Origin of the sequence: Shewanella xiamenensis (assembly GCF_024971755.1) — a bacterium.
Classification (GTDB): Bacteria; Pseudomonadota; Gammaproteobacteria; order Enterobacterales; family Shewanellaceae; genus Shewanella; species Shewanella xiamenensis.
Genome location: NZ_CP079718.1, coordinates 2943221 through 2968715, shown reverse-complemented (window position 1 = coordinate 2968715; position 25495 = coordinate 2943221). Strand labels below are relative to the sequence as shown.

17 protein-coding genes and 1 pseudogene are annotated in these 25495 nt (G+C 46.9%); 5 read left to right on the top strand and 13 right to left on the bottom strand.

Going from position 1 to position 25495, the window contains the following annotated elements:
* The first annotated feature begins 92 nt into the window (after window positions 1-92).
* Together KXJ80_RS14275 and KXJ80_RS14270 are read left to right on the top strand one after the other, a co-directional pair.
* A complete protein-coding gene (locus KXJ80_RS14275; protein ID WP_047537307.1) occupies window positions 93-818 on the top strand; it encodes a DUF3334 family protein in 726 nt (241 codons plus the stop codon).
* Window positions 819-1128: 310 nt separating this feature from the next.
* Window positions 1129-2169, top strand: a complete 1041-nt coding sequence (locus tag KXJ80_RS14270; protein WP_218738697.1) for a LacI family DNA-binding transcriptional regulator — start codon at window positions 1129-1131, stop codon at window positions 2167-2169.
* A gap of 108 nt (window positions 2170-2277) precedes the next feature.
* Here the strand turns inward: KXJ80_RS14270 and KXJ80_RS14265 are convergent, their stop codons facing one another.
* Complete coding sequence (locus KXJ80_RS14265; RefSeq protein ID WP_169547950.1) at window positions 2278-2916, bottom strand: 3'-5' exonuclease; 639 nt, start codon at window positions 2914-2916, stop codon at window positions 2278-2280.
* A 528-nt stretch (window positions 2917-3444) separates the two neighbouring features.
* Between KXJ80_RS14265 and KXJ80_RS14260 the strand changes: the two genes are divergently transcribed.
* Together KXJ80_RS14260 and KXJ80_RS14255 are read left to right on the top strand one after the other, a co-directional pair.
* On the top strand, window positions 3445-3990 hold the full coding sequence (locus KXJ80_RS14260) for a heme NO-binding domain-containing protein (protein WP_172589225.1): 546 nt from the start codon (window positions 3445-3447) through the stop codon (window positions 3988-3990).
* A complete protein-coding gene (locus KXJ80_RS14255; protein ID WP_172587327.1) occupies window positions 3983-4918 on the top strand; it encodes a sensor histidine kinase in 936 nt (311 codons plus the stop codon). Before KXJ80_RS14260 ends, KXJ80_RS14255 begins: the two co-directional genes overlap by 8 nt.
* Here the strand turns inward: KXJ80_RS14255 and KXJ80_RS14250 are convergent.
* From KXJ80_RS14250 to KXJ80_RS14210, 9 genes and pseudogenes are all read right to left on the bottom strand, one after another.
* Entirely contained in the window at window positions 4915-5307 is a 393-nt protein-coding gene (locus KXJ80_RS14250; protein WP_047537319.1) for a hypothetical protein, read from the bottom strand. The genes KXJ80_RS14255 and KXJ80_RS14250 overlap by 4 nt on opposite strands.
* A 55-nt stretch (window positions 5308-5362) precedes the next feature.
* Window positions 5363-7528, bottom strand: coding sequence for an exodeoxyribonuclease V subunit alpha (recD, locus tag KXJ80_RS14245; protein WP_218738696.1), 2166 nt, complete (start codon window positions 7526-7528; stop codon window positions 5363-5365).
* Window positions 7525-11325, bottom strand: a complete 3801-nt coding sequence (gene recB / locus KXJ80_RS14240; protein WP_259474455.1) for an exodeoxyribonuclease V subunit beta — start codon at window positions 11323-11325, stop codon at window positions 7525-7527. Before recB ends, recD begins: the two co-directional genes overlap by 4 nt.
* Complete coding sequence (gene recC / locus KXJ80_RS14235; protein ID WP_218738694.1) at window positions 11322-15122, bottom strand: exodeoxyribonuclease V subunit gamma; 3801 nt, start codon at window positions 15120-15122, stop codon at window positions 11322-11324. Before recC ends, recB begins: the two co-directional genes overlap by 4 nt.
* A 109-nt stretch (window positions 15123-15231) precedes the next feature.
* On the bottom strand, window positions 15232-17367 hold the full coding sequence (locus KXJ80_RS14230; RefSeq protein ID WP_259474823.1) for a transglutaminase TgpA family protein: 2136 nt from the start codon (window positions 17365-17367) through the stop codon (window positions 15232-15234).
* Between the two features lie 23 nt (window positions 17368-17390).
* Entirely contained in the window at window positions 17391-18479 is a 1089-nt protein-coding gene (locus KXJ80_RS14225) for a DUF58 domain-containing protein (protein ID WP_218738693.1), read from the bottom strand.
* 50 nt (window positions 18480-18529) lie between these two features.
* Window positions 18530-19441 (bottom strand): AAA family ATPase, encoded by a 912-nt coding sequence (locus tag KXJ80_RS14220; RefSeq protein ID WP_047539638.1) that lies wholly within the window; start codon window positions 19439-19441, stop codon window positions 18530-18532.
* Window positions 19442-20167: 726 nt separating this feature from the next.
* A complete protein-coding gene (locus tag KXJ80_RS14215; RefSeq protein ID WP_172587331.1) occupies window positions 20168-20677 on the bottom strand; it encodes an SF0329 family protein in 510 nt (169 codons plus the stop codon).
* A 557-nt stretch (window positions 20678-21234) separates the two neighbouring features.
* Window positions 21235-21820, bottom strand: a pseudogene (locus tag KXJ80_RS14210) (transposase).
* Window positions 21821-21888: 68 nt separating this feature from the next.
* Between KXJ80_RS14210 and KXJ80_RS22430 the strand changes: the two are divergent.
* Entirely contained in the window at window positions 21889-22209 is a 321-nt protein-coding gene (locus tag KXJ80_RS22430; protein WP_375164116.1) for a hypothetical protein, read from the top strand.
* Window positions 22210-22290: 81 nt separating this feature from the next.
* Here the strand turns inward: KXJ80_RS22430 and KXJ80_RS14205 are convergent, their stop codons facing one another.
* The 3 genes from KXJ80_RS14205 to KXJ80_RS14195 all read right to left on the bottom strand — a co-directional run bounded on the left by KXJ80_RS14205 (window position 22291) and on the right by KXJ80_RS14195 (window position 25327).
* On the bottom strand, window positions 22291-22731 hold the full coding sequence (locus KXJ80_RS14205; protein WP_144346626.1) for a hypothetical protein: 441 nt from the start codon (window positions 22729-22731) through the stop codon (window positions 22291-22293).
* Window positions 22732-23418: 687 nt separating this feature from the next.
* Window positions 23419-23871 (bottom strand): hypothetical protein, encoded by a 453-nt coding sequence (locus KXJ80_RS14200; RefSeq protein WP_218738692.1) that lies wholly within the window; start codon window positions 23869-23871, stop codon window positions 23419-23421.
* A 754-nt stretch (window positions 23872-24625) separates the two neighbouring features.
* Window positions 24626-25327: an EAL domain-containing protein gene (locus tag KXJ80_RS14195; RefSeq protein ID WP_218738898.1), complete on the bottom strand. Its 702-nt coding sequence runs from the start codon at window positions 25325-25327 to the stop codon at window positions 24626-24628.
* Window positions 25328-25495: the final 168 nt, after the last annotated feature.

Genomic DNA, 25495 nt, shown 5'->3' with positions numbered 1-25495 from the left:
TCATGATAACTATATCTAATTAGTTGTTTTAATTTTGATTTTTTACCGTTTTACGCGCAAGATTAATCAACTGTTATGTTTGAGAATCAATTATGACTACAAATACGATTGTGACTTCTGACGATATATTGTTGAAGTTATGCCACTCTGTTGCCCATGTATTATCGAGTACCAGCGCAAGCCATGTGAGCCATGCAGGTATGGTACAAAGCATTACCCGTACCCGCTTAAAACCCGACTTAGGATGTTTTTCGATTTTTGATGGGGGATTTTCAGGGCTTGTTGTTATTAACTTTTCCGCTGCTGCGGCTATCGAAATCTACCGTCGCTATATGCTCAATATGGGCATGCCTGAAGAGGAATTAGCCTTTTCCCATACTTCTGATGAAGTGGGTAATGTGATGGGGGAGTTAATGAACCAAATCTTAGGTGACTTTATTAATAAAGTCTCTAAGGAACTACAAACTTCCATCAGCCAAAGTCAGCCAAAAATGTTAACGATAAACAAAGAGTTGACTATCTCTATTGATGCAAACTTGGATGATGCCGTAGCAAGGCGAGTGTCCTTTAAGACCGAAAATAATCACATTTTCTACCTTGAATTTGCGATGGATAAGACCGAGTTTATCAAACTGGATGAGTTTGAATATGATGAGGAGTTTGACCCTGATAGCTTACTCGAACAGCACGGCGTGAGTGGGACGCAAGCTTCAAATGTTGAAAGCACTCCTTGGAGCCGAATGGCGGACAAGCCCGCGATAAGTCAACATCATACCAATGTGGACGCCGATGATTTACTCGATGAATTAGGGATTTAACTTCTATCTGGCTAAGAGAAAATAAATGCGACTCAGCTAATTATTAGTGAATGCAAAGCTGTGAATAGCGTTAGCGTTTTTTTTGAAGCATTTATTTTCTCTAGTCTGTGTTTTTAGTCACACAATCATAAGCCGCATTATCGTGGTTAAACACCCAGCGTTAAGGTGTGCGGTTAAGTTAGTTTAGCTTTCAATAGGTTAAAGCAGATTAACTCGGTTAACTTGTTAGACAGTTGTAAACCCTTCGGCTATACAAGTCATTAGAACTGTTTTAGTATCCCCCAAAATAATAATTATGGTGACCTCCGTTATGGCATCGAAAGCGACCTCAATTGATATTGCTTATCGTGCTGGTGTATCCCAGTCTACGGTTTCCCGAGCCCTCAGAAATAGCCCGCTTGTCAACTTAGATACCCGTCAGCGGATCCAAGCAATTGCAAAGGAACTTAACTACAAGGTTGATAAAAACGCCAGTAATTTGCGTACCCAAAATAGCCATACTCTGGCGCTGTTATTGTGTGAAGACCCGACTAATGATGATTCCCTTATCAACCCATTTTTTCTGTCGATGTTAGGCTCAATAACAAGGGCAACTGCGCAACAGGGGTATGATTTACTCGTTTCATTTCAACAACTTTCTAGTGATTGGCATGCCGACTACGAAGACAGTAATAAAGCTGATGGCATTATTTTGCTGGGCTACGGCGATTATATGGATTACGAGCAGAAGCTTGAAAAGTTACTCGCTCAGCATACTCATTTTGTGATTTGGGGCGCCGAGCATAACAATAAATCCGTATTATCCATTGGTTGTGATAATCACCAAGGTGGCCTGATAGCCACTGAACATTTGATTTCCCTTGGCCGTAGCGCTTTTGCCTTCTTAGGTGACGCCTCTAGTCATAGCCCAGAATTTAGGGACAGATATTTAGGTCATGTCAAAGCCTTACAAACCGCAGGATTACTAGTGGTGGCTGAGCGGCAAATTTCAGCCATTAGCACCGAAAGTGCTGGTTATGATGCGGCGATGGCATTAATAGAAAAAAGGCTTACGTTTGATGCGATTTTTGCCGCTAGTGATTTGATTGCTATTGGTGCCATTCGCGCCTTAAAAGAGAAGGGGATATTAGTGCCAGAGCAAGTGGCTGTGGTGGGCTATGATGATATTCCTGTGGCAAGTTTTGCTAATCCACCACTGACGACCATCAAACAAAATACTCAGTTAGCGGGTGAGATTTTAGTCGAGAGTTTGCTCAAGCTTATTCGCGGTCAGGCGGTAGGCCCTCAATTGATTCCAACCACCTTAGTCGTTCGCAGTTCCTGCGGGATTGACCACGCATTGCTAGGCTAAGCTGTCTCTGTATTGATTTACGCGATTAAGCCAAGTGTTTGCTAGCACTTGGCTTTTTATGACAAGTTTGGCTGGTGTATGGTGTAAAACTGGTCAACGCTGAGTGGATTAACCTCTGGCATATTGACGCAGAAACTTAGGCACCTCAGCTTTACTCTTGCTCATCACTTTTTGCATTAGACTGAAGGGTGGTTCGGCTATTGCAAAGTCCTGTTTCAGATCCGCTAACATTCGTAGCCATAAGTGTCCCGTCATTTCCGCATCAGCAAGCGCGCGGTGAAAAGTCCCCTCGGTCGGCAGTTGTTTATAGCGTACTAATGTTGCCAGTTGATGATTAATCGCCTCTGGGTACAAGCGCCTTGCCAACAGGAGAGAACAGCCAAACTGGCCGGAATATTGGTGACCAATTTGAGCAAATTCAGCATCAAGAAACCGCTGATCGAATGCGGCATTATGGGCAACCAAATGGTGCTTGCCGATAAACTTGGCAAATCGTGACATTACCTCGGCGCAGGGCGCTGCACGTGACAGCATTTGATTGCTGATCCCGGTGTAATCTTCAATAAAGGTGTTTATCCGAAAACCTGGATTCATTAATTCTGAAAAACGCGCAGTGATTTGGCCCTGTTCAATCAATACCGCCCCAATCTCAATAGCTCGAGCACCTTGACTGGGCGAAAGACCCGAGGTTTCAAAATCGAGGACCACAAGGGTATTAGCGGGCGAGTGGGCGGGTGTTTTAGGCATAAAAGTGACTACTTATTGGTATGGCAATGTTTGTAATATGCGTTTGTTGCATGGCCTATTTCACAGTTGGTGGCATATTAGACTAAACAAAAGTGGCTATCCATCAGATTGTCAAATTGCGATGCAATTTTTACTGGCATAAAGGGTGCGATAAGCGCATTTAGCACATCAATAACCCTTGTATAACAGGATGCTGCATTGATGGACGTCGACTTATACTCCTGTTGATTTTATTCAAGAAAAGAGAAGCAAGTTCGCATCTGTGTATCTAAATCAACATGTAACCACTGAGTGGTAACGCTTCACGAATAGACCTGCTGCTAAGGGTTATTATCGACGATGTTATTAACGGCTTGGCTATGACGTCATTACTTGATGACTTGGGTTTAGAAACATTCAACACGCCCTAGCAACTTCGCATAAAAATACTGGTGAACATTAAGATTGCTGCTATTACTTTATAGGTAATGTATAGGACAAATGTGACACTAACCTGCTAGCTCGACTTGGTCACCCCATGAGGTGTGTATGAAAGGAATTATTTTTAATGTGCTTGAAGATATGGTCGTGGCTCAGTGCGGTATGTCAGTGTGGAACGATTTGTTGGAAAAACACGCTCCTAAGGATCGCGTGTATGTGTCTGCCAAAAGTTATGCTGAGTCCGAGTTATTTAGCATTGTTCAGGACGTGGCTCAGCGGCTTAATATGCCGATACAGGACGTAGTCAAAGCATTTGGCCAGTTTCTGTTTAATGGACTGGCCTCACGCCACGCTGGTGTTGTTGAACATTTTGAAGATTTTACTTCGTTAGTGATGGGGATCCACGATGTGATCCATTTAGAAGTCAATAAGCTCTACCATGAACCCTCATTGCCGAATATTACTGGCCAGCACTTGTCAGAGAATCAAATTGCGTTAAGGTACTCATCCCCCCGCCGACTGTGTTTTTGTGCTGAAGGATTGCTGTTTGGTGCCGCAGAGCATTTTAAACAAAAGATCCAGATCACCCACGATACTTGCATGCATACTGGCGCCGATCATTGTATGTTAATCATCGAGTTACAAAATGACTGACAGCGAAAATCCTTACTACGCAGCCTATCTGCGGGAAAAAAGGGCAAGGCAAGAGGTGGAGCAGTTGCTCGAAGACAGTACTCGCCAACTCTATGAGAAAAATCTGTTGTTACAGCAACAAATCGATCTGATTAAGCAGCAACAACAATCAATTATTCAGCAGGAGAAATTAGCATCACTTGGCACAGTGGCTGCTGGGGTTGCCCATGAGATTAATAATCCACTTGCATATATCCTTTCAAATGTCAGGAGTTTAACCAGTTATGCTCAGGACTTATTGGCGAGTATTGAGCCGGGCAATAAACAACAGATTGATCAGGCTCAGCTACAGTTTATTAAGGAAGATTTGCCTGAGCTGGCAAGCGATACTTGCCAAGGTTTAATGCGTATCAAAGATATTGTTAACCATTTACTCTTTTTTGCTCGAACAGATTCAACGGGGAAGTCCTACATTCAATTAGCCGATGCCCTAGAGTTTACCCTTAAATTATTGCGACCAATGCTTAATAATGTTTTGATAAAAAATGAGATTTCGCATGTGCCTATGGTTTTATTTAATGTTGGCGAACTCAATCAGGTATTAATGAACATTATTGTGAATGCTTATCAGGCCTGTAGTGTGGTCGATGATAGATCTGCTGCAATAGAGCTTTACCTCACCCAATCCGATACAAACATATGCTTAAGGGTCGTTGATAACGGCTGCGGTATGGATGAGTATACCCTCACAAGAATGTTTGATGCCTTTTATACCACTAAACCCGTTGGGACTGGGACCGGAGTGGGAATGTCTATTGTGCTTCAAATTTTGCGTCAGCACGATTGTACGATTGACGTCGCATCTGAGTTAGGCAAGGGAACTGAGGTAAAAATATATTTTCCAATCGATCCACAAGCGGTTTCAATGTCGTCTAGCACTAAAATCTAAATAGGGTAGTTTGCTTCGAGATTGATCTTCAGCCCTAATTGATAGGCGTGATCTTGCATAAGAGATGTCATCAACTCGGTATCACGCAACTGTGATAATAAGAGTGGCCGGGCTTCCCATCTTGGTGCATGGCCAGCATCATTCAAATGAGCAAGGTACACACGTTTCGGGCTCTGATGCAGGGCAAAAAAACGCATGTTACAGCGTTCTGCAATTGATAAATAAGGCTCAAAATCAAGCTCATACACTTGCATTGCCTCAAATTCAGACCAACGAATATAGCGTGTGCTTTCATAGTATTGCGCGGGTAACTGCGCTTCAGGCTTGATGCTATCAAATAAATTGATGACATCTTGCATCTGTTGCAGTTTTATCATTGTTTGTTCCATCAACTCCTTGCTCCTTTTTTTTGCTATTTTTATTTATTAATCAATTTTTTAAATGTTAATTGATTATCGACTTATCGCGCCAGAGTCTATCCGCTAAACCTGAGGCGCGCTGGGTAGCTTGCAAGCTAGCACGCTCGAAGACTTGCTGTGTACCTAAACAGCTAAAGTGTTGTTTTGCACGGGTAATAGCAGTGTAAATCAGCTCTTTGGTGAGCAATTGCCACTGAACGAGACTAGGATTTGGCGGGAGCACTAGGGCGACTCGATTAAATTCACTGCCCTGACTTTTATGTACCGTCATGGCGTAACAGGTTTCGTGGCTAGGTAGCCTTGCGGGTAGCACTTTTAGCAGTTTGCCATCGGCCTTTATAAAGTGGGCCATCAGTCGGTCAGCTCTCTCTTCATCCTGCAAAATCAAACCAATATCGCCGTTAAACAGACCTAAGTTATAGTCGTTGCTTTGGATGATAATCGGTCGGCCGAGGTAAAATTCCTGCTGCGGCTGAATAAGTTTGGCCTGCGCTAACGCCTTAGTCACCGCAAGATTAATCCCTTCGACACCATAATCGCTGGTTCGCATGGCGCACAAAATGCGATATTGATTAAATTTGGCAATCGCCTCCATGGCGCTTGGCGGGCAAAATGGCTCACTCGTGTGTATTGTGGTGGCGTGCGTTGGTTGTAATAGGCGCAAATAGTCACCGTATTGCTCACAGGCCTGTGCAAGTAGCGCTTTAAGTCCGGTATTGCTGCTAGGTTCACTGACTTTTGCTTGAGTTTGGCTGTGATCTACGCTGTGTTCTAGCCAGGTTAATTCGGCCAGCCCTCTTTGCCATACCGCTAAAATGCCCGCGATATCGGCACGATTGACTGCGCTGGCCAGCAAGCCAATCCCCGCATCGCCTTTAAATCGATGGCTGTGGGTTAACATACACAGGCTATCGCCAATTTTAGGCACAGCGTGGATAAAGGGGGTTAAATTAAAGCCCGTGAGTGCGGTTAATTGTTCGGCCTGTGCTTGGCTATAACGCATTTTCCATTCGGTATGTTGCATCGAGGCTTGCTTAAGTCCAGCGCAAATATCGGCAAGTACAGCGCCTGCCTCAACTGAAGCGAGTTGGTCCTGATCCCCTAGCAATATTAAGCCTGCGTGTTCCGGCAATGCGCTAAGCAGCTTGTACATCATTGGTAAATCGACCATGGAGGCTTCATCCACAATCAAAAGATCGAGCCGTAATGGGTTACCTTGATGATGGCGAAAATGCGCTGAGTTGGGGATGACACCCAGCAGGCGATGTAAGGTTGATGCCTCTTCCGGTACTTGCTTAAGCGCGGCTAACAGGGCTTGGGTTTCGTGGTTTTGCACTAGTTCGTTTGTCGCTTGAGCCTGCTTAAGTTCCTGCTCGAGTCTGGCTTTAGAGGCCTTGATTGATTCACTTAAACGGGCGGCCGCTTTGCCTGTCGGGGCGACAAGTCTTATCTGCTTTGGTAACCCTAATTGTTGTAACAACAGTAATTTAGTCACTGTGGTGGTTTTACCTGTGCCGGGGCCACCAGTTATCACCGCCAGCTTTCTACCGAGCGCCGTTGCAGTGGCGACCTTTTGCCAATCGATGTTTACTTCATCGGTGTGGGCTGCGCTTGGAAATAAGCAATCCAGTTGCCTGCGTAGCGGCAAAAGTGACTGATTACCCGATGCTAAAGGCTGCGAGGGCGTTAATGAAAGCGCCGTCGCCGATAACCTTGTTAAGGCGCTGGCGACTTGGGTTTCAAAATGATGATAACGCTCAAGATAGAGTCTACCATCTTCAAAAATCAGTGGTTTATTGCTATTTGGTGCACCAATGGCGTCAAAGTGTTGCAGTGCGTCAATCAGTTCAGTAAGGCTTAAACGGATTTGACAGCGGTTTACTGGCTCTGCCATCGGATTGGTTGGCACTATATATTCGAGCACTAGACAAGTATGTTGGGCCGACAGTTGCTGACTCAACAGGGCGCACAGCAGCATAAACAGTGGCTCTTGGGCGTCATTGGGGTGAAGACGGGCCATCTCGAGGGCAAAATGGCGATCAAGTGCAGTGATAAGCCGCTCTTTTTCCCAATATTTGAGCAACTCAGCCAGTGGTGCTTTAAGTCTCAGCGCGCCTGTATTGTACCAATTGGCTGCAAGGGCTGTGGCGTTATTCATTTCGGTGCTTTTCATATCGGTGCTGTGGTTCATGCCATCGCTTCCGTATTATGTTGACTCATATGGCTTTCATCTTGGCTGCGGTTAAATAGCGCATCTAAGGCGAGAATGAGTGCCTTAGGTGGCTTATCGTAGTAAACCCCAAAGCCGGGATACTGAACCGACATTCCCCGTAAAAATAAGTAATAACAGCCGCCGATATGGGTATCGTAGTCATAGTTTGGCAGTCGCATCGCTAAATAACGATGCAGGGCGAGGGAGTAGAGAATATATTGCAAATCGTACCTATGATCGCTAATCGCCTGCTTAAGCGCACCATAATGGTAAGCCTGAATCGTGTCGCCTAAATGGTTTGATTTATAGTCGGCGATATAAAACTGACCTTGATATTCAAAGGTTAAGTCGATAAAGCCCTTGAGCATGCCCTGTAATTCATCAAAATGCAGCGCGGTATCGTAACCAAATTGCCCGAGGAGTTGATTAAGCTCTGCATCTCTTAATTGATTTAAAGGCAGGTAAAACTCCATCTCCACTAAGGTGTGTTGTGGAGCGAGCGCGGCTAAACACAGCTCGGGATTGATGAGCTGATTATCCTGCGCGATTAATGCCAGCGGAGCCTGCAATATTTCCATATACCAGTCTTGCAATACGGTTTGCCACTCGGGGGCGATACCATATTGCAACATGGCCTTAGGTAGCTCTCGCGGTAAGTCGGTTTTAGCTTGGGTAAAATCAATTAACTCAAGCACTAAGTGCATAAAACTCCCCGCATTGGCACCGCGCTCAAAGCTAAAGCGATTGAGTAGCGGCAGTTGTGGCACATCAGCGGTATCTTGCCATGAGGATTCACTTAGGCTATTGGCTGATTCTGCGCCAAATACCGCGCTAACTTCATCATCGGCGCCCGGACTGGCTTTGGCGTGGGGTGCATTTTTGACTAAGCCAGAATAACTGCCTACTCGCCATGGGGTGCGATACTGACGGGTGACGTTACGGGCATTTAAGGTGTGGGATTGCATTTCACCCGTGTGCAGCTTGCTATCAGCAATGTTGTCAGCCACACACTCAACGCTGATCGCTTGTGCATTCGACTCGACACCATTAAGCAGCGCCTGCGCCGCATTGTGCAGACGAGCAAAATCACAGTCGGCATCGGTAATGCCTAAAAGGTAACCGATAGCGGTTTCATGCAGTTGGCTTTTGATCCCAGCTTTTAACATCCGGCTATGGTTAGCGATGTACAAATAACACAGGTATACGGGGCGGGTGAGCGCCACATAAAGTAGGCGAAGATCTTCGGCTAAGGTTTCTTGCTTTGCCTGCTCCCAGCCTTCGTCTGTGCCTTCAATATCCCATACCAGCTCTTGTGCCCCATCCGCATCGGTTCTGTGATAGAGCATGGGTGTCGGGCGGCGGCGATTATCCCGCGCAAGGCTAACAAAGGGGATAAAACACACAGGGTATTCCAGCCCCTTACTCTTATGGATAGTCACGATTTGCACCAGATTTTGCTCACTTTCAAGGCGAAGCTGCTGCTCATCTGTCCCTGTATTATCAATTAGTTGTTGCTCATACCAATTGAGCAGGGCACTGATGCCATCAATCTCAGTCGCCTTTTGCTGCAACAGCTCGGCTAAGTGGCGAAAATCTGTTAGTCGCCTCTCGCCATTACTCGCCTCATCGGGCTCTTCGCTATCTTGGTCGGCAGTGGCTCTAACGCTGGGTGTTTGCAGTAGGCGTGCCACCATATGGGTAGCGTTGGCTAAGCTCAGCAGCGCCGGTATAATGCCGCGCTTTTGCCAGATCTGATGTAGCGCAAAAAACTGTTCGAGCAGCATTTGGCGCTGCTCTTCATCTTGGTTAAAGGCATGAATTTGCTCGGCACTATAGCCAAGTAGCGCGGTGGCGAGAGCGCTGCGCAGGGCGCGCTCATCCTTGGGACTGGCCAATGCGCGCAGAATGAGCGCCATTTCCCGCGCTTCAACGGTATCAAACACACTATCGCGGCTTAAAAATACCGCGCCAATCTGGCGTTTACTGAGCGCCGTTTTCATGACCGCGGCTTCGTTTCTATCCCGCACTAAAATGGCAATATCTTTGGCAATTAACGGCCCTTTTGGCGTATGGCATTGTCCATTGGCGGCCTCTGTGAGAAAACGGGTGATCTCGGCGGCGGTATCTTCGGCCAAGGTTTGTCTGGCGCTGGCTTTATTCAGCCCCGTTTCGCCCTCGCGTAACAGTTTTAACCGCAGTGCGGCACTATTGGCTGTACTTTCGATTAACTGTTTTGCCGCCGCACTGGCGGGTGTTTTTACCCTGTCAAAGGGAATCGATTGACTAATAAAAGGATTGGAATGCTGGGCAAATAGATGATTCACTCCCGCTACCAGATTACGACTCGAGCGATAGTTAGTGTCGAGAAAATAGTGCGCCTGGGTTTGCCTACGCGCCTCGATATAGGTGTAAATATCGGCGCCACGGAAGGCATAAATCGCCTGTTTAGGATCACCAATCATCAGCAGGCTTAATTTGCTATCCGTGCGAGTCTTAGGTTCGACAGCCGTCGAATTTTGCGCTTCAACCCCCAAACGGGTTTGATAAATCCCCGAGAAAATCGCAAATTGCAAAGGATCGGTATCTTGGAATTCATCGATTAAGGCTACAGGGAAGCGACTTGCCACCGCTTTGGGCAACGTATCGGGATTGGCCTGCATCGCTGCGGCTAAGGTAGTCAGCAAGTCATCCGGTGTTAGCACATTTTTAAGCTGTTTTTGCTTAGCAAACCGTTCGCTGATCCCTTGCTTAGCACTGAATAAAAACGCGGGTTTAATCGCGTTAATTAGCGTGGCTAATTGCTCCATATGGTCAAGCAGTGGTGCTTCACTGGCACTTGGGAGTACGCCGCCCTTATTCAGCTTAAGCTCGGATAGCGATAGGGATTCGAGCACTTTGAGCGGCGGTAAGCCATGGCCAAAGGCGATAAAGTTATCCAGTTGGTCGAACATTTCAGCCAATTTGGGGTAATTGTCGCTCGCCTTACCAAAGCGCTGGCCATTAAGCGGCAGGCTATGAAGTACCTCTAACAGCGCGTCGCGCCCACGCGGCCAAGCGAGTTTAAAGCGTTGCACACTCTGGCTTAAGGACTCAGCCAAACGAGCAAAGGGCTGTACGGGTTGAAGCGGTTTAGCCTCACTGGCACCGAGCAAGGCCCGAAGCTGCTTGACTAAACCATCGGGATCGCCAAATTCGCTGGCAATAATCTGGGCTAAATATTCCGGCAGCGGATAGCAGGCTTCACGCCAAAAGTCCCGCACCGCATGGTGCAAAAACTCGCTGTCGTCTAAGGTAAAATCTGACTCGAACAGTAAAGAGGATTCGAAGGCGAGATCGGCTAAGATCCGTTGGCAAAAACCGTGAATGGTAAAAATCGCTGCTTCGTCGAGGGATTTGAGCGCCAAGTCGAAGCGTCTTAGGGCGATGGAGCGCTCAGATTCTGGGGTTTTATCGTACAACGCCTGTACAAAGGAATCGTTAATTTCAAGCCCTAAGAAACACTTAAAAGCCACTTGTATACGGCGGCGAATTCTGTCCCGCAGCTCCTCGGTGGCGGCATTGGTAAAGGTTACTACCAGAATTTGTTCACAACTCAGTGGTTCGCTTAAGCCATCCCCAAGCAGTAGTCGCAGATACAAGCCCGAAATCGTATAGGTTTTACCTGTGCCCGCACTGGCCTCTATCAATCGGCTACCACCAAATGGCAGGGTGAGCGGATCTAACGGCAGCGCCTGTGATGTAGTCGCAAGTATCATATTGTTTGATAGTTCACTCATTGCTGCGCTCCCTCTGATATTGCGGCTTGTGGTTCTGCATTGAGTACAAACTCCTCAAGTTGGGCGAGGGTGTCTTTATGGTACAAGCTCAGCATGGGTCGATAGATCTCGTCTGCCAGTTTGCCAAAATTTGCTTCGGTAAAATCCTGCGGAAACCGAAATAGCCGCTGGTAATGGGGATCGGTGCCTTCGCCAAGCTCACCTTGTTCGTCCATCCATTCGCTTTGCGCCGCCTCTAGCCGCACACTGTGTTGACTATCGTGCTGGCCATCAAGTTGACTGGTTTCATCCTCATTGATCTCTGCACTGGCGTAGGCAAGGGAGGTTTTGGGCATAAAACACAGCGGATGCAACTGTCCCTGATAAAAATGTTGTAACAAGTGAGCCAGTTGATCATGGGCCTGCTTTGGCGCGATGGGCGAGAGGGCGTGAAAATGCCCCATATCGAGGAGATAGCTAGGTTGTAGATGATCGCTAGGTTGAGTTAGACCTGCGGCCATTAAACATAAATGGCGCAGATACAGCGCTAAAATATCCCGCCCATGGGCACTGCCGGGGCGACAACTGACCAAGCCTTTTGGACTGATATCATCAATGCGACCTTCGAGGATCACGCGCTTTACCGACACCTTAGTCGTTGCAGCGCCCTGAGATAGAGGTAACTCAAAGGCGAGCCTAATATCCGCATGGCGCGGGGGGACATCGCCACGCATAAATAAGGTTCTGCCGACAAGCGGCGCGATATCATGGCTATATTGGCGCAGCAGCAGATCATCAAAGGGCTGCATGGGTAAATTACCACTGGCTTTTAAGCGTTGTAATAGTTCGCTACTGGGCTGCGCCTGTCCTTGTTCAAGAGCGCCTTGTTCGAGAGTTCCTTGTTCGAGCGCATCATCGAGCAACCTTGCCTGTAACAGATAACGCTCAAGCGCATTTAGGCTAAAGGGTTCATCATTATCATCCGCTTGAATATTCAGGTTTAAATCAACCTTTAATGTGCGGTTAAAGAAATATTGCGCGGGATTGCGAAAGAATCGGATAAAAGCGGAGATATCGACATGGTCTTCTTCGCTTAGTGGCTCAACATCTTGTTGAATATCATTATCCCCAATCGTGTCATCTTCGAGCACGATCAGCGTCTTGGCATCAATAAAACGACGCTGGAGTGATTGCGTGCTGATGTCCGGTGGGCACCATTGCTGGCTGTAACTTTGTTTTATCGCCTGCGCTTGCGGCTCTGTTGACTGATACAGTTTAGGATCAAAAGGTTGTAGCGGCTGGTGGCTTATGATGGTCTCAAGCAATGCCTGTTGGGCGGCTTCATTACCCACGGCTGGAGTTTCTGCTGTAAGTGATTCTGGCACATAACACAGCTGGCAATATTCAATCAGCTCGGAGACTAACATAGAGGGAATGCGCTCCGAGTTATCCCGCTCACTGCGGCCAATATAGCTGATGTAAAGCTGTTCCCGTGCCGAGAGTAGTGCTTCTAAAAACAAGTACCTATCGTCTAATCTGCGGGAGCGATCGCCTTTGCGAGCACCAAAATGTGCCATCAGATCAAAGCCCACAGGATGTTGCATGCGCGGATATATGCCATCATTCATGCCGAGCAGGCACACCACCTTAAATGGAATCGAGCGCATCGGCATTAAGGTACAAAAGTTTACGCTACCCGCCAGATAACGCTGGCCAACCCGTGACTCGGTTAAGCGCTGATTAAACCATTGTGCGAGTACTTCGATGCTTAAGTTCAAGGCGTTTGAATGTAAGCCACTTTGGTCTAAAAAAATGGGGTTAACGTCGTATGCCGATGTATAGCTGTCAGCAGGGCTGGCGGCCAGTAACTCTTGCTCTAAGGTAGCAATGGCGTCGCGGATTTCCTGTAACTGTTCACGCTCATCCTCATCGGGGGCGTAAAAAGCATTTAACAGTTCAGTCAGTTCAAATAAACGCTGGCAAGGCGCTTGAGGCTGGGCTAATTGCAGCGTGGTTTCATCGAGGACTTCAATAAAGTTCAACAGTTTGCCAAGGGCCTGCGCCGATTGGCCTTCTACCCCTGAAACCACTAAATAGTTTGGTGCCTGTGGGCTTGCTTGATACAAGGGAGCATCGTCCCTTAAGGCATAGCCCAAGATTAACCGTTTGATGCCAAAGGCCCAGGAGTTTTGCTCAAAGGCAGGCACACCCTGTTTAACACGGCTTTGCTCATCGCGCCCCCAACGCACACCGGCTTCATCTAACCAACGGCGGATCAGTGGTAGCTCGTCTTCTTCGAGTTGAAAACGCCGTAAAATCGCTGGCACTTCTAAAATGCTTAAAATATCGGTCAGTCCGAAGCGGCTCTGATTAATATTGAGTAAATTCAAAAAGCTATTAATGAGTGGCGATTCCTGCGCCGCACCGCGGTCGGCAATGGCGTAGGGGATATATTCGAGCCCCTGTTTGGCGGCAAACACCGCATCGATATAGGGCGCGTAGGCGGCGACATCTGGCATCATTACCACAATATCTTTGGGCGTGAGTTGGTTGTCGCGATCCAGCAGGTCGAGTAAATGATCGTGTAAGGTTTCGACTTCGCGCAGCGGGCTGTGGCAGCTCTTGATTTGAATCGAATGGTCGCTGTTTTTTAACACTCTTCGATTGGCAACATCTTGATATAGCTCGGCATCAGGCCCGAGTACGCGGTCGAGGGTTTGCATTTCTAAGATATCGTATTGCACCCCCGCCAGCATGCTGGCGTTGCTATTAGGATCGTTAGGATCGCCGCAGGGCTCGCAGTACACATCGTCACCAAAATCGCAGTGTTCGGGCGGGAGTTCGAGCAGCATATCGAGTAATTCGCGGCCCATTTTGCCATTGTTGGCAAGCAGCGGATTGCCGACCTCGAGTTTATCTTCCCATTGCTCGGCCAATTGGCGTTTGCCAGCATATTGCAGTGCCATTCGCGCTCGATGCCGAGGATCGATAATATCGCCCCAATAATGCTGGCAGGGGCTGAGGTTAAGGATGATGACATCAATTCGGCCCGCGAGCTGGTGGAGCACGTCTATGGTTTGTGGGGCCATAGACGAAATGCCAAACACAAATAAACGCTCAGGCAATTTGGCAATGGAATGGGTGCTATCTGCCAACGCGGCAATTAAATCCTGATGTAAATTGGCCCTGTGGTAATGGCTTTGACGCAGCTCATCACGGTTGAAGGCAATCAGCGCCCGCCAAAGAATAGGTTGCCAGCGTTGTTCCTCATTTAATTTGAGTGCATCGAGTGGTTCATTAGCTTCCCATGCGGCAATCCAGTCGGGGCGGTAAACTAAATATTGGTCGAAGATATCGGCGATACGGCCGCAGAGCTGATAAAGCTTAATATTATCGGCGGCGATTGAGTTTGACGCTTCAAGTTGATTATTTGTTGTGCTCGAGTCGGGGCTGCTTGACTCAATATGACCTAAATAATGCCGCAGTGGCCCAAAGGATTCCTCCTCAAGTAGGCGAGGCAGTAGCTGCATTAATTTCCAGGTCATTGCCGCTTTAGTAAAGGCGTTTTCCTTGGGGACATTGGGCAGTAAATCGTGGCACAGTTGCCAAATAAAACTGGAGGGCAAAGGGAACTCAAGTGCGGCGGCAATGCCATTTTGTTTTGCAATTTCAAGGCGTAACCAAGTCGACATCCCAGGGCTTTGCACCAAAATATGCTCGTTTTGCAATAACGCTGTGCCGGGTAGTGGTTGGCGTAAATACGCAGCGAGATGGGCACAGAGCACTTCCATTTGGTTGGATTGGATTAACTTCAGCATATTCGACTCACGATTTGGGATTGCTGTTATGCATAGCAAAGTGGCTTGGCAATTCTATGTGTTTGATTTATAAGATTCAACAATCTTGTCTTTGAGCTGTTTCTGGCGTCTATTTTAACTGTTTACTTGGGCCAAATAGCAGCCAGTTGAGGGCTTTGGCCGCGGCATTAAAGCGCTTTAGCGCCACTTGATAGTCGTTATCCGCCAGGTTTGGGTATTTCAGTGCGACGTAGCTTTGGGTGAACGTGTCAAACTCACGACAAAACAGAGGGGATTGCTGCTGGTGCGTGTCAATAAGCTGCGCGTCAAAGGCGTTCGGGCCTAAGTGGGCTGGGCGGGCGATGCCAAATTTACTGAGTCGCTGGCAAATGCGTTGGTACTTAGCGCTGATGGGATCTTGTTCCCTTTTAAAGCGAAATAGCCCTACGCTGTAGGCGATATAGAGGCCAATAAGCCCAATACACACACTCATAAACATCGCGACTTTGGCCTTAGTGACTTCTCCTAAAATACCGCTTAGAACTTTGTTTTGTCGTTCTTGATTAAAACCGAGCACCCACAAACTCCAGTAATAATCAACGCTAGCAAAGCGTTGCCTCAACTCGTTGAGCCAAGGCATAGATTTAAACCGTAAACTGCTAAAAGGGCTTTCTTGCAGATAACTTTGCTCAGGGGAAAACTCGGCATCAAAGCCTTGTTCAATCCGATTAGGTGCCACCATGGCGGTCGGATCAAAACGCACCCAGCCTTCATTCTCGAGCCACACCTCGGCCCAGGCGTGGGCCATGTATTGATACACGCTGAGGTAATTGGCCTGTGGGTTGTATTCGCCTCCTTGATAGCCTGTCACCATCCGTGCTGGTATGCCGCTGGCACGCGCCATAAAAATAAAGGCAGAGGCATAATGGGCGCAAAAGCCGGCTTTGTTTTCAAACAGAAAGTCATCGACTTGCTGGCGGCCAATCGGTGGGGGCGTGAGGGTATAGAAGAACGGCTGTTGATTAAAATAGCCCATCATGGCCCAAAGTCGCTTATGGGGTTCTGGATATTTAGCCTTAAATTCAGCGGCGAGTTGGCGCGCTCGGGGATTGCTGTCCGCTGGCAGATTGAGGTTTATTTGTCGCTGTTTGGCACTTAAGGTGAGATCCATTTTCGCCTGCGGCCACGAACTGGCATTGTAGCCCATTCGTTGATCGACATTACGCAGTGCATAGAGCCGATAGTCGGGCAAATTCACCAGCTTATCATCTTGGCTGTAGGCCACATCAAGGCCAAATAGCCAAGGTTGATGACTGGGTTCGGCAATCACTTGGTAACGGTAAACCCTTGGTTGGCTATTGCTGGTACTGTTTTGTGTTTTTGGCGTTAACGAGGGCAACTGCCGCGCAGGATCTGGCCTTGAGGGCGGAAAGAAAAACGCATCCTTTTGAATTTGTTTGATACCCGCATCTTGGCGCCATGTTAAGCCGTCATAATCTTCCAGCACTAGGGCGCGCCAGTAGAGTTCGGCTTGCGTGGGGCTGGCATCGGTAAAACTCACCCTAAATGCCAAGGCCGATGAGCGAGTGAGTTTACTTATATCGCCCACGGCAAGGGAGTCCGACAGCCCGGTTTGGGCTTCCTTCATATTGGGTACAAGCCAAAGCGGTGCAAAACGGGGCAGCACCAAAAAAAGTAATAACGCTAAGGGCATACTTTGCAGCAATAACTTAGCCCCAATCCATGCCGTGTATTGCCAGCGATGTTGGCTTTGGTAGAGGGTGACCAGTACGCAGGTATTGATAATCGTGACGCCAATAAGGTGCACGGTATTGAGCATGGATTGGTGGTCAATAAAGGTGAGGGCAATTAAAAAATAGCCGACAATCACGACGGCTCTTACATCCCTAACACTTCGCATCTCAATGTATTTTAATGCATAACCTAAAATGAGCAGGTTGACTAAAGCGTTTAATAGCCCAATTGTGCCCGAGACCAGTGCCAGCGTGATTGCCGCGCCGACAGCAAGGCTTGTGACAAGATAACGGGGAGGTTTAGCGACTTTGCCGACATAGATACCAATGCGCCACAGCAAGCAAATGGCGCAGATCCCAAGGGTCCAAGGGGTGGTTTTATCAAATAACGGGCTGAGCACCGCTAAATTGGTGAGCAATAGCCAAAACAGGGTTTGACGACTGATATTATCCCCAGTTTGAGGTCCATTAGCACGATAGGCATTTAGCTGAGCTGCACTTTCAGTGGCCATTGCATTGGTCATTGATTTGAGGCTCATAGGCGATCCTCAACATCTGATGCTGTTTGAGTGCTATGCCTGTGGGGAGGAATATGTGGCTTATGACTAAATCCATGATTAACATATAATTTATCGCTTTTATCTTGCGTTTGTGTATGTGTTCCATAAAGCGCCAGTGCCCGTTGGCAGGCGATTCGGTGCGAGTTACCGAGGGCGGGCGCTAGAATAATATCTTCCCCATTAGGCTGTTGCAGCCAAAGGCCAAAATATTGCTCAAGCTGACTTAAGCGGTTCACCTGCCAGCTTAATTGGCTGAGCTGCTGTTCGAGGTGCGTAGGATCAGAGGCTAATTTTAACCAGACCGGATCACCTTGAGGCTGTTCAAACTCCTTGGTTAACATGCCACGCCCTTGGGCCCATTGCTTCCATGCCACTTGCTTTAATGACTCACCGAGCACATGGGGTTTAAGGCCTTTATATTCATCAATGCCAGCAATATATTTGCCTGCCCGCTCAAGCGGTTCGTCCTGTCCGGATTCCGTTGCTGCTTCAAGTTGTAAGGGGCTTTCAAGCGGCTGGGCATAGACAATATGGGCGTTATCAAGGTCGATATGCGACCAAGCACGGCAGAGTCCTAAAGGGTAGGTGGATTCAATCTTCAGCCGTCCAGCGGAGACTATTCCACGCTGTTGATTTGCAAACGACACTAGCGCTTGCTCGTCCTGCGTGCCAACGTGTTTGACTAAATAACCTAAATTATTCGGATAATTTAGGCTGATATGATGGCTGCTGTGGTTTGAGTTAAGCAAAATAGGAAAAGTGATCGTCTCGCCCGCATACACCTCCGGCGGCGTCAGTGCCCGTAGTCGTAGCCCTGCTAAGTTTTTGTAACTATAGAGAATGCAGGTATTGAATAAGCTGAGCAGCAAAATACTCAGGCCAATCACGAGATTGTTCTGATAGTTAGTACCAAACAAGTACAGTAGCAATACCAGCCCCAGCCAAACAAACCCAAAGCCACTGGGCAGAATAAAGATACTGCGATGGCTTAAGGTGAACTCAGAACTGGGTGGCATGCGCCTTGCCAACCAGCGCTGCCAAAAAGCAGAAAACACGCGTTTCACACTGTCCTCATCTTCTTATCAATATTCACATTTAATGGCTGATTGAGCCGTTACATGATCGGATTCACACCAGCGAGTATCCGCTCTGAGAGCGCTTCTCCCTGTAATTGACTGCTGGTTCTAAGCCGGTGTTCGGCGACGCTGCAAAATACCGCCTGCACATCTTCGGGCACTAAATAGTGTCTACCTTCTAAAAATGCCCAAGCCTTAGCTGCTTGTAACAGGGCTTTGGTTGCCCGTGGCGACAGGCCAATGGCGTCCGTTTGGCTGCGAGAATCATGGATTAAGGCCAAAATATAATTAAGCAGCGCATCGGATGCAGTGACCTTATCGCATTGCTCCTGCAATTGGGTTAACGCCAAAGGGGTTAAACATTGCGGCAGATTATCCAGAGTTTGCGGCGTTTGCACTGTTTTGAGCATCGCAAGCTCGGCATCGTGGCTCGGATAACCAATGGAAATCCGCATCATAAAGCGGTCGAGCTGGGATTCGGGAAGTGGGAAGGTGCCTGATTGCTCCGTCGGGTTTTGCGTCGCAATCACAAAAAATGGATTGGGCAATCTGTGGGTTATACCATCGACAGAAATTTGCTGCTCGGCCATGGCCTCGAGCAAGGCGCTTTGCGTCTTAGGACTGGCGCGGTTAATTTCATCGGCCAGCACCATCTGCTTAAAAATCGGGCCGGGATGAAACACAAATTGCGCTTGGTGTTTATCAAAAATTGATACCCCGAGAATATCGGCGGGCAGCATATCACTGGTAAATTGAATGCGTTGATAACTAAGGCCGAGGCTCTGGGCGAGGGCATGGGACAAGCTGGTTTTGCCCATACCGGGTAAATCTTCAATTAACAGGTGCCCACGAGCGAGAATACAGGCGAGGGCTAAGCGAATTTGCCGTGGCTTGCCCAATAATACCTGTTCAAGTTGTTGTAATAGTTGGCTTAAACCAGAATGTGCCACTGGAGACTCCTTGTGCATGGATGAGGTCATTCGCTCTACCACTATGGCGGAATATGTCGCGCTTAGCCAGTCGCTTTTACTGTGAAATCAAACGGCTTAGTGAAATTCCTATTGTCCATAGAGAGGTGATTCATGGCATTCGATTATCTGCACACTGTATGATTTGAGGCTGAAAAGCGTTAATAGAGTAGATAAAACTGCCAATTAGATGTTGGGTTTATTCGCTGTTTAATTTCTTTTTTGCTCAGGGCTATCGGCGACCCATGGCATTGACTCGACGACACGGTGAATAGAAACCTAAGGTTTCTTAGTTTATGAACGAGAGCTATGGTCGTTCTCATGCGTCCCTGCATTGCACGACATTCAGGCGTCCTGCCTATCAGATGGCGAACTGGCCGTTAAACAGGGATGTTGTTCAAGTCCATCCGTTGACGCAGGGCAGCCCGTCTTATGTGAATGGATCCACGAATACTGCGATGGTATGGATGCAAAAAAGTGGCCGGGGGCGGACGGTCGTCTCGCTAATCACCACGACTCACCCTCCTTGCATCGGTGTCGCCTGTAGGTTTTAAGAAATACGGAGTAGCTTTGGGACGAAAGCGAGCTAGGTTATAAGCTTTAATACATAAATTTAGAATAGAAACTTAAAAACGCAGGCTAGAATAATAGCTTAACGAAGGGAGCCTGCATGTTTGTGCCTCAATGAACTCGATCGAGAGTGGTTTGTTATGTGCTTATCACTCGAAAACCTTCTGATTCTAGGCGCACGGTTAATAGCTTTTGTGCTAAAGGGTGCAACTTAGCTTGATCTATAGATTTTAATCTGCGTTTTCCCAAGCGTTTATCAAGCATTGCAAGTGACTGAATTAGAGGATCTTCAGAAGATATAGACTCATCAATACTAAGATCGTGCACAAAACTCCAGCAAGCCTCATAAACATCTTGCCTTGAAAGTTCACCGTACTCCATCTCGCCATAAGACTTTTTCTGATGTGCAGATACATGCTCAGGAACTGGTGAGTCAGTAACCCACCGTCCATCCTTAAAATGGTAATTGCCAGCAGCGCGATTCCAGAATGCTCTTGTACAGAAATTAGCGATAACTTCCTTATCAAGGGTCAGCCAAGCGTGACCACAAGTACAATTACCATATCTTGTGCTGAAAATAGAAACTCTCCCACCAAGTGATTGTGAAAACTGGTCTTCTACCAGCGATTTCAACTTACTCCATTTCACAGATAAAACTCCTTTAAACACATAACGCCCGCTTAAGTTGTGAGCAACGTAATATGATGTTTCCGCACACCACCTTACCGAAAGATATGGCTGTATATTTTAAAGACAGGGTCATCTTTGTCTAATCTCTCAAGTCTCACATTTAACTGTCCAAATTTGACAGTTAGTTCTTCTTGCTTTGTTGCAAAACTTTTTACTAGTTTTCGTTATTGGATCTAAGCATAATTTTTTGTGCCCAAATATATTAACGCTAACCCTTGCGGTGTAATCAGTATCTCTGCTTTTTAAACCACCTTTGTAAACAACTCGAAAGTTCCATAACAACAAATAAATCTAGCCACCCAATATAAATCAATAACATAATGCACTTTCAGTTTGCCTACAACTTGTAAAAGTTAACATTGTTGGAAAAGAACCATCAAAAGTCATAGGGACAGCATCTGAGACAATAAATTGCGCTAATCCCTTAAAAAATGGGGCATTTCAGACGAGGTAAATCATCCCAGTTCTTAGGAAATACTCAGCAAGGGCTATTTTCGAAGTTATATAAGTCGTTGTCAGTTGCAGCGCAAGTGCTGGCAGCTTGATGCAAAGTGCCGTCGTCGCTTTTCGAGATGTTCGCAGTAATCGCTCAGTTCTTGCAAGGTGCCCACTGGACCATGAAATAGTTTACCAAATTCGGTTGTCAGCTTGAGCCAATTGTCAAGGGGAATATTTAATCTGTTCAGTATCTTGGCGCTACTTTCGCTGATGCATCCACGTTTATCATTGCGAATGATTCGGCCGGTATCATCGACTAATTCTAGATAATCCGTTAAGGAAAACGTAATGCCATTGGGTTGGTTGTCGCACTCATTACCAATAAAAGGCAGGAGATTGCTCGGCTGCTCACCTTGCACTGTCGATATCCACCCGCAGCACCAAATGCAGATGATTCGACATCACCGCAAATGCTGCCACATCAATAGCAAAAACCGCTTCAAGTTCAAATAATAATGACTCGACCCAAGCACGGCGATGGTCATAGTTTTTACCCGAGTAACTATCATCGCCACATAAAAAAGCCCGCCGAACAACTCGGCTACAGCAATGGTAATAAGGTGTGTCTTCAAGGCTTATCTGAGTTCTGCGAGGGCGCGGCATACAAACCTCCTTGTTCAATGCTTAACCAAAGCATAGTCGGAGGTTAGCTACCGCGCTATTAAGGCTGGGTGTCCAGTTTTGTTTCCAGTTTTGTTTCCAGTTTTGTTCGGGTGTCCAGTTTTGTTCGCAATTGGATCCGTCGTCGAGTACGTATGTGCTACTGGCGTCAATGGCGAAAGCCACGGACTAAGGTGCAGAATTTACTTAAACGAGGCGTCAGGATCCAAGCAGCCGTTGCTTGTGGGATCACAAATAAAGGCCCATGGCGGAGCTCGAAAACACCAGGAATACAGCAATCGCTGAGTAATGAGAATCTTAAGAAAGCAGGATTGTATTCACTGAGAGATAGATGGATCGCGGTTCACTATCCGAACCAGAAAACAGGTTAGGCGTTCTAAATGAACCTCCCTGTGCGGAGCCGCATGTAGGGTGGTGTGGGGGCTGGAGGCTAGATACCTCCGGCTACCCGATTATATACCAACTTGCTCTGCTGTCATTTGGCGAAATTCAGCATAATTATCAGCGTATTCCCATATGGAGAACAAATGCTGGCCTTTTGAGTCAATTAAGCAAAAAATTTGACAGCTTGTGTACTCTTTGGATTTTTCTAGTTCACTCCAGGAATAAACTTCAGTTTTTCCATTGTTTGTTAGGGAAATGCCATTTTCATCAAATGTAAAACTCACCTTTAGAGTCTTTAAGAACCTAAACATTAAGTAGGCAAACTTTCCAAATACGAACGTCAATATGCCGCAAATAGCAATTAGGAACATTGAGGTTGAAATGTCAGCTTCTGGAATCCGCTTTGCTGAAAGGTAGATCATCGAAAGAGGGCCACCGATGTAGAGAGGCATAAGTATCACTGCACAAATGTATGCAACTACTCTTATTTTTTTGGAATGTTGAACCATATCTTCCTTGGCATATAACGTTTGGTTAAGGGGCGGGCTTTAGCCCGGCCCAGCGAGCGGAGCGAGCGATTTGAACCAGTTGTTATGTGTTACCGCAATTTCGAGGTATAACCTCGGTTGACATATCTTTTTATGTAACTATTAAGCCCGTGGCCGGCGATGGCCAAGGACTTCATTTGCTCTATGTGTTGCTGGCCCGCGCTTCGGTAGTTGTATAGGTATGTTGCGCCAGTTGTGAATTGCACGGTTATCGAGTCGTGCCCTATCTCATAAAAAGCCACGCCAGAATCGCCGCCTAGATTCTTGTACCTTTCCATAGTCATTGCTCCTGATTTTTATTTGAATGCACTTAGGCCAATAGGTGTCCTACAAGGCCGCCGACTCCAATAGCCCATGTTGTTTCAAAAAGCGAGCTTATGAGAACACGAGTACGAGCAGTTAATGTTTTTACCATAGACACCTCCTTAATGTTGTTTTGATCCGAAGGAACCAAATTGATACTTGCGTAGCGCAACAAAACCAGCAGAAGGGCTACAGAGCCAACAAGCGCCACAGGGATTGTCAGTCCCCCACCTATTACCCCTATCGGCCTAAATGCACTCCTTAACACATAACGCCTACGTAAGCGGCGGCGCGCAGCGCCGTCCGGTTGGGCCGCGCAGCGGACCAACAACCTTTACGTGATTGTTAGGCGCATACCGGCTCGATTGAAAAAACCAAATCATCAAAATTTTCGTCGGGATGGCCATCGTTGCAGTGATATATGCGGCGGCCATTTTCTTCAACCTCAACATAAATCGCAGCGCCATTATGCCAAGAATGGGTAACGCCATCTCCGGTATCCCAAGCGTTTGACACTTGCAGCAAACTATCCTTGGCGTCGACCTGAAGCACAACCTCTTTGGGCATTGTGTCTTCCCAAAGCAGCACACCCTTCGTGAGGGTCTGACCGGCTATATAAATTGCTCCCTTAGCACCAAGCTTGATGCCTTGTTTCCATGGACTATTACTGGAAATTAGCGACAGGAGAAACTTTCTTCCATGCTGCACAGGGTAGCGATCCATCATTATTAAGGTGCGCCCTTTGTACTCAATTGCGCCACCTTTTGCTGCAACAAATAAACTCGAGAAATCCGGCATATTTCGTTTGCGCCTAACATTTTATTCGTGCGCATGCGCGTTTACCTCGTTGGACCAGTGAAAACGCGTACGGTTAACTATCTGTATGCAAAGAACTTATCAGCTTTCTGCCAAATACACCATCTGGAAAAACGCGCATGCGCGTTTTCCAAACCTATTAACTAAAATTCAATTACAATATTCAACTGATTTTATAGAGTTTTATTTATTGCGGATAGAGTTAGTACGCATCGTTCTTGTCTTCAAATCATCCCAAAATACCTAAATTTAAATACGACTGTATACCCATACATTGTTAGTCGATTTCTGGTAAGGCTAAACACAGCAAATAGATAAGAATATGTATGCAGCATGTGTGGGAATTTTCGATTGAGCTAACAAACCGAAACTCGGAATGGGGCACCCAAAAGCTTTTAGTCTGATGAACAGTTCAATGGTCGTTAAGATTGCCACTGTTGTAACAGTGACCGTTGGTGGCATGGCCGCTCTTTCACATCTGACCTATAAGGATATGGGAAATGCCACTATGATGCATAGGCCATGTGATCGCTGCATTAGTACATCCATGTACAGCAGATGCCGCCGTCGAGCCCTCAGGGATGCTTTTTGTGAAATAAAAGGGCGGCGTGTCACAGGGGAAACAATGACAATCAATATCTGCACTATGTGACTATAAAATTCGAAGAACCCCTAACATTATTAATGGCGGCAAACAATATGCACTCTGCCATTTTTGTATAACACTTTATTCTTCCTAACAAATTAACTTTTCGCTTTGCTCTGGGCGGATAAACCAAGGTTTAAATAAAAATCCCTGTACTAGATCGACATTAAGCTCGCGGGCTAGCTGGAGCTGGGCATCGGTTTCTATCCCTTCGAGGATGCATTGCTTGCCAGTGCGTTTGCCAAATTCAATCAATGCACTAAGTAGTGCGATGCCGTGAGGTTCGGCAACTAAATTTAGCCAGTGACGATCAAACTTCAGATAATCCACATTCATGATTAAATCGACCGACAGCATGGAGTGGGGCGCACCGATATCATCAAGTGCCACGTTAATATTGGCTGCTTTAAATTGATGAAACAGTTGATTGGCAAGCTCGGCGTCATTAATGCAGGTATTCTCAATAATCTCTACTGTGACTTGCGGGTGACTGGAGAGTAGGTCGAGTAACTTTTGGGTATGCACGCCGTTAGCTGCATGGGGATCGACATTCACAAATAAGCTTTGTTCAGCAGGAGCGTGTTTAAGCTGAAAGGCTTTGGCCTGAAACTCGATTGAAGCAAGTGCATCGCTGTTTTCGTGTAACTGCTCAAATACCAGATTAGGAGCGATGGCTTGACCTTGCCCAAGGTAGAAACGGGCGAGTGCTTCATAACCATGAATGTGTTTAGTGTGAGGGCAAACGAAGGGTTGGTATTCGCAACTTAAGGATAAACCGCTGAGCTTGAGCATGTAGCAACGCATGGATAATGACTAATTGCTAATTATTCGCATTTAATAGTGCTAAGTGCAAATAAGTTTGCCTGAGTGATGTGCGTTTGCTGATTTTATATACATAGCTTAACGGTATGAATTTGAAACGGTATTATGTTAGTGAATGCAATAAAGGTGGCCTTGGCC

What these genes read in the sequence shown, in the direction of transcription:
- KXJ80_RS14275 (WP_047537307.1), top strand. Translation starts at nt 93, where the DNA reads ATGACTACAAATACGATTGTGACTTCTGACGATATATTGTTGAAGTTA.
- KXJ80_RS14270 (WP_218738697.1), top strand. Translation starts at nt 1,129, where the DNA reads ATGGCATCGAAAGCGACCTCAATTGATATTGCTTATCGTGCTGGTGTA.
- KXJ80_RS14265 (WP_169547950.1), bottom strand. Translation starts at nt 2,916, where the DNA reads ATGCCTAAAACACCCGCCCACTCGCCCGCTAATACCCTTGTGGTCCTC.
- KXJ80_RS14260 (WP_172589225.1), top strand. Translation starts at nt 3,445, where the DNA reads ATGAAAGGAATTATTTTTAATGTGCTTGAAGATATGGTCGTGGCTCAG.
- KXJ80_RS14255 (WP_172587327.1), top strand. Translation starts at nt 3,983, where the DNA reads ATGACTGACAGCGAAAATCCTTACTACGCAGCCTATCTGCGGGAAAAA.
- KXJ80_RS14250 (WP_047537319.1), bottom strand. Translation starts at nt 5,307, where the DNA reads ATGGAACAAACAATGATAAAACTGCAACAGATGCAAGATGTCATCAAT.
- recD (WP_218738696.1), bottom strand. Translation starts at nt 7,528, where the DNA reads ATGAACCACAGCACCGATATGAAAAGCACCGAAATGAATAACGCCACA.
- recB (WP_259474455.1), bottom strand. Translation starts at nt 11,325, where the DNA reads ATGAGTGAACTATCAAACAATATGATACTTGCGACTACATCACAGGCG.
- recC (WP_218738694.1), bottom strand. Translation starts at nt 15,122, where the DNA reads ATGCTGAAGTTAATCCAATCCAACCAAATGGAAGTGCTCTGTGCCCAT.
- KXJ80_RS14230 (WP_259474823.1), bottom strand. Translation starts at nt 17,367, where the DNA reads ATGGCCACTGAAAGTGCAGCTCAGCTAAATGCCTATCGTGCTAATGGA.
- KXJ80_RS14205 (WP_144346626.1), bottom strand. Translation starts at nt 22,731, where the DNA reads ATGGTTCAACATTCCAAAAAAATAAGAGTAGTTGCATACATTTGTGCA.
- KXJ80_RS14200 (WP_218738692.1), bottom strand. Translation starts at nt 23,871, where the DNA reads ATGCCGGATTTCTCGAGTTTATTTGTTGCAGCAAAAGGTGGCGCAATT.
- KXJ80_RS14195 (WP_218738898.1), bottom strand. Translation starts at nt 25,327, where the DNA reads ATGCTCAAGCTCAGCGGTTTATCCTTAAGTTGCGAATACCAACCCTTC.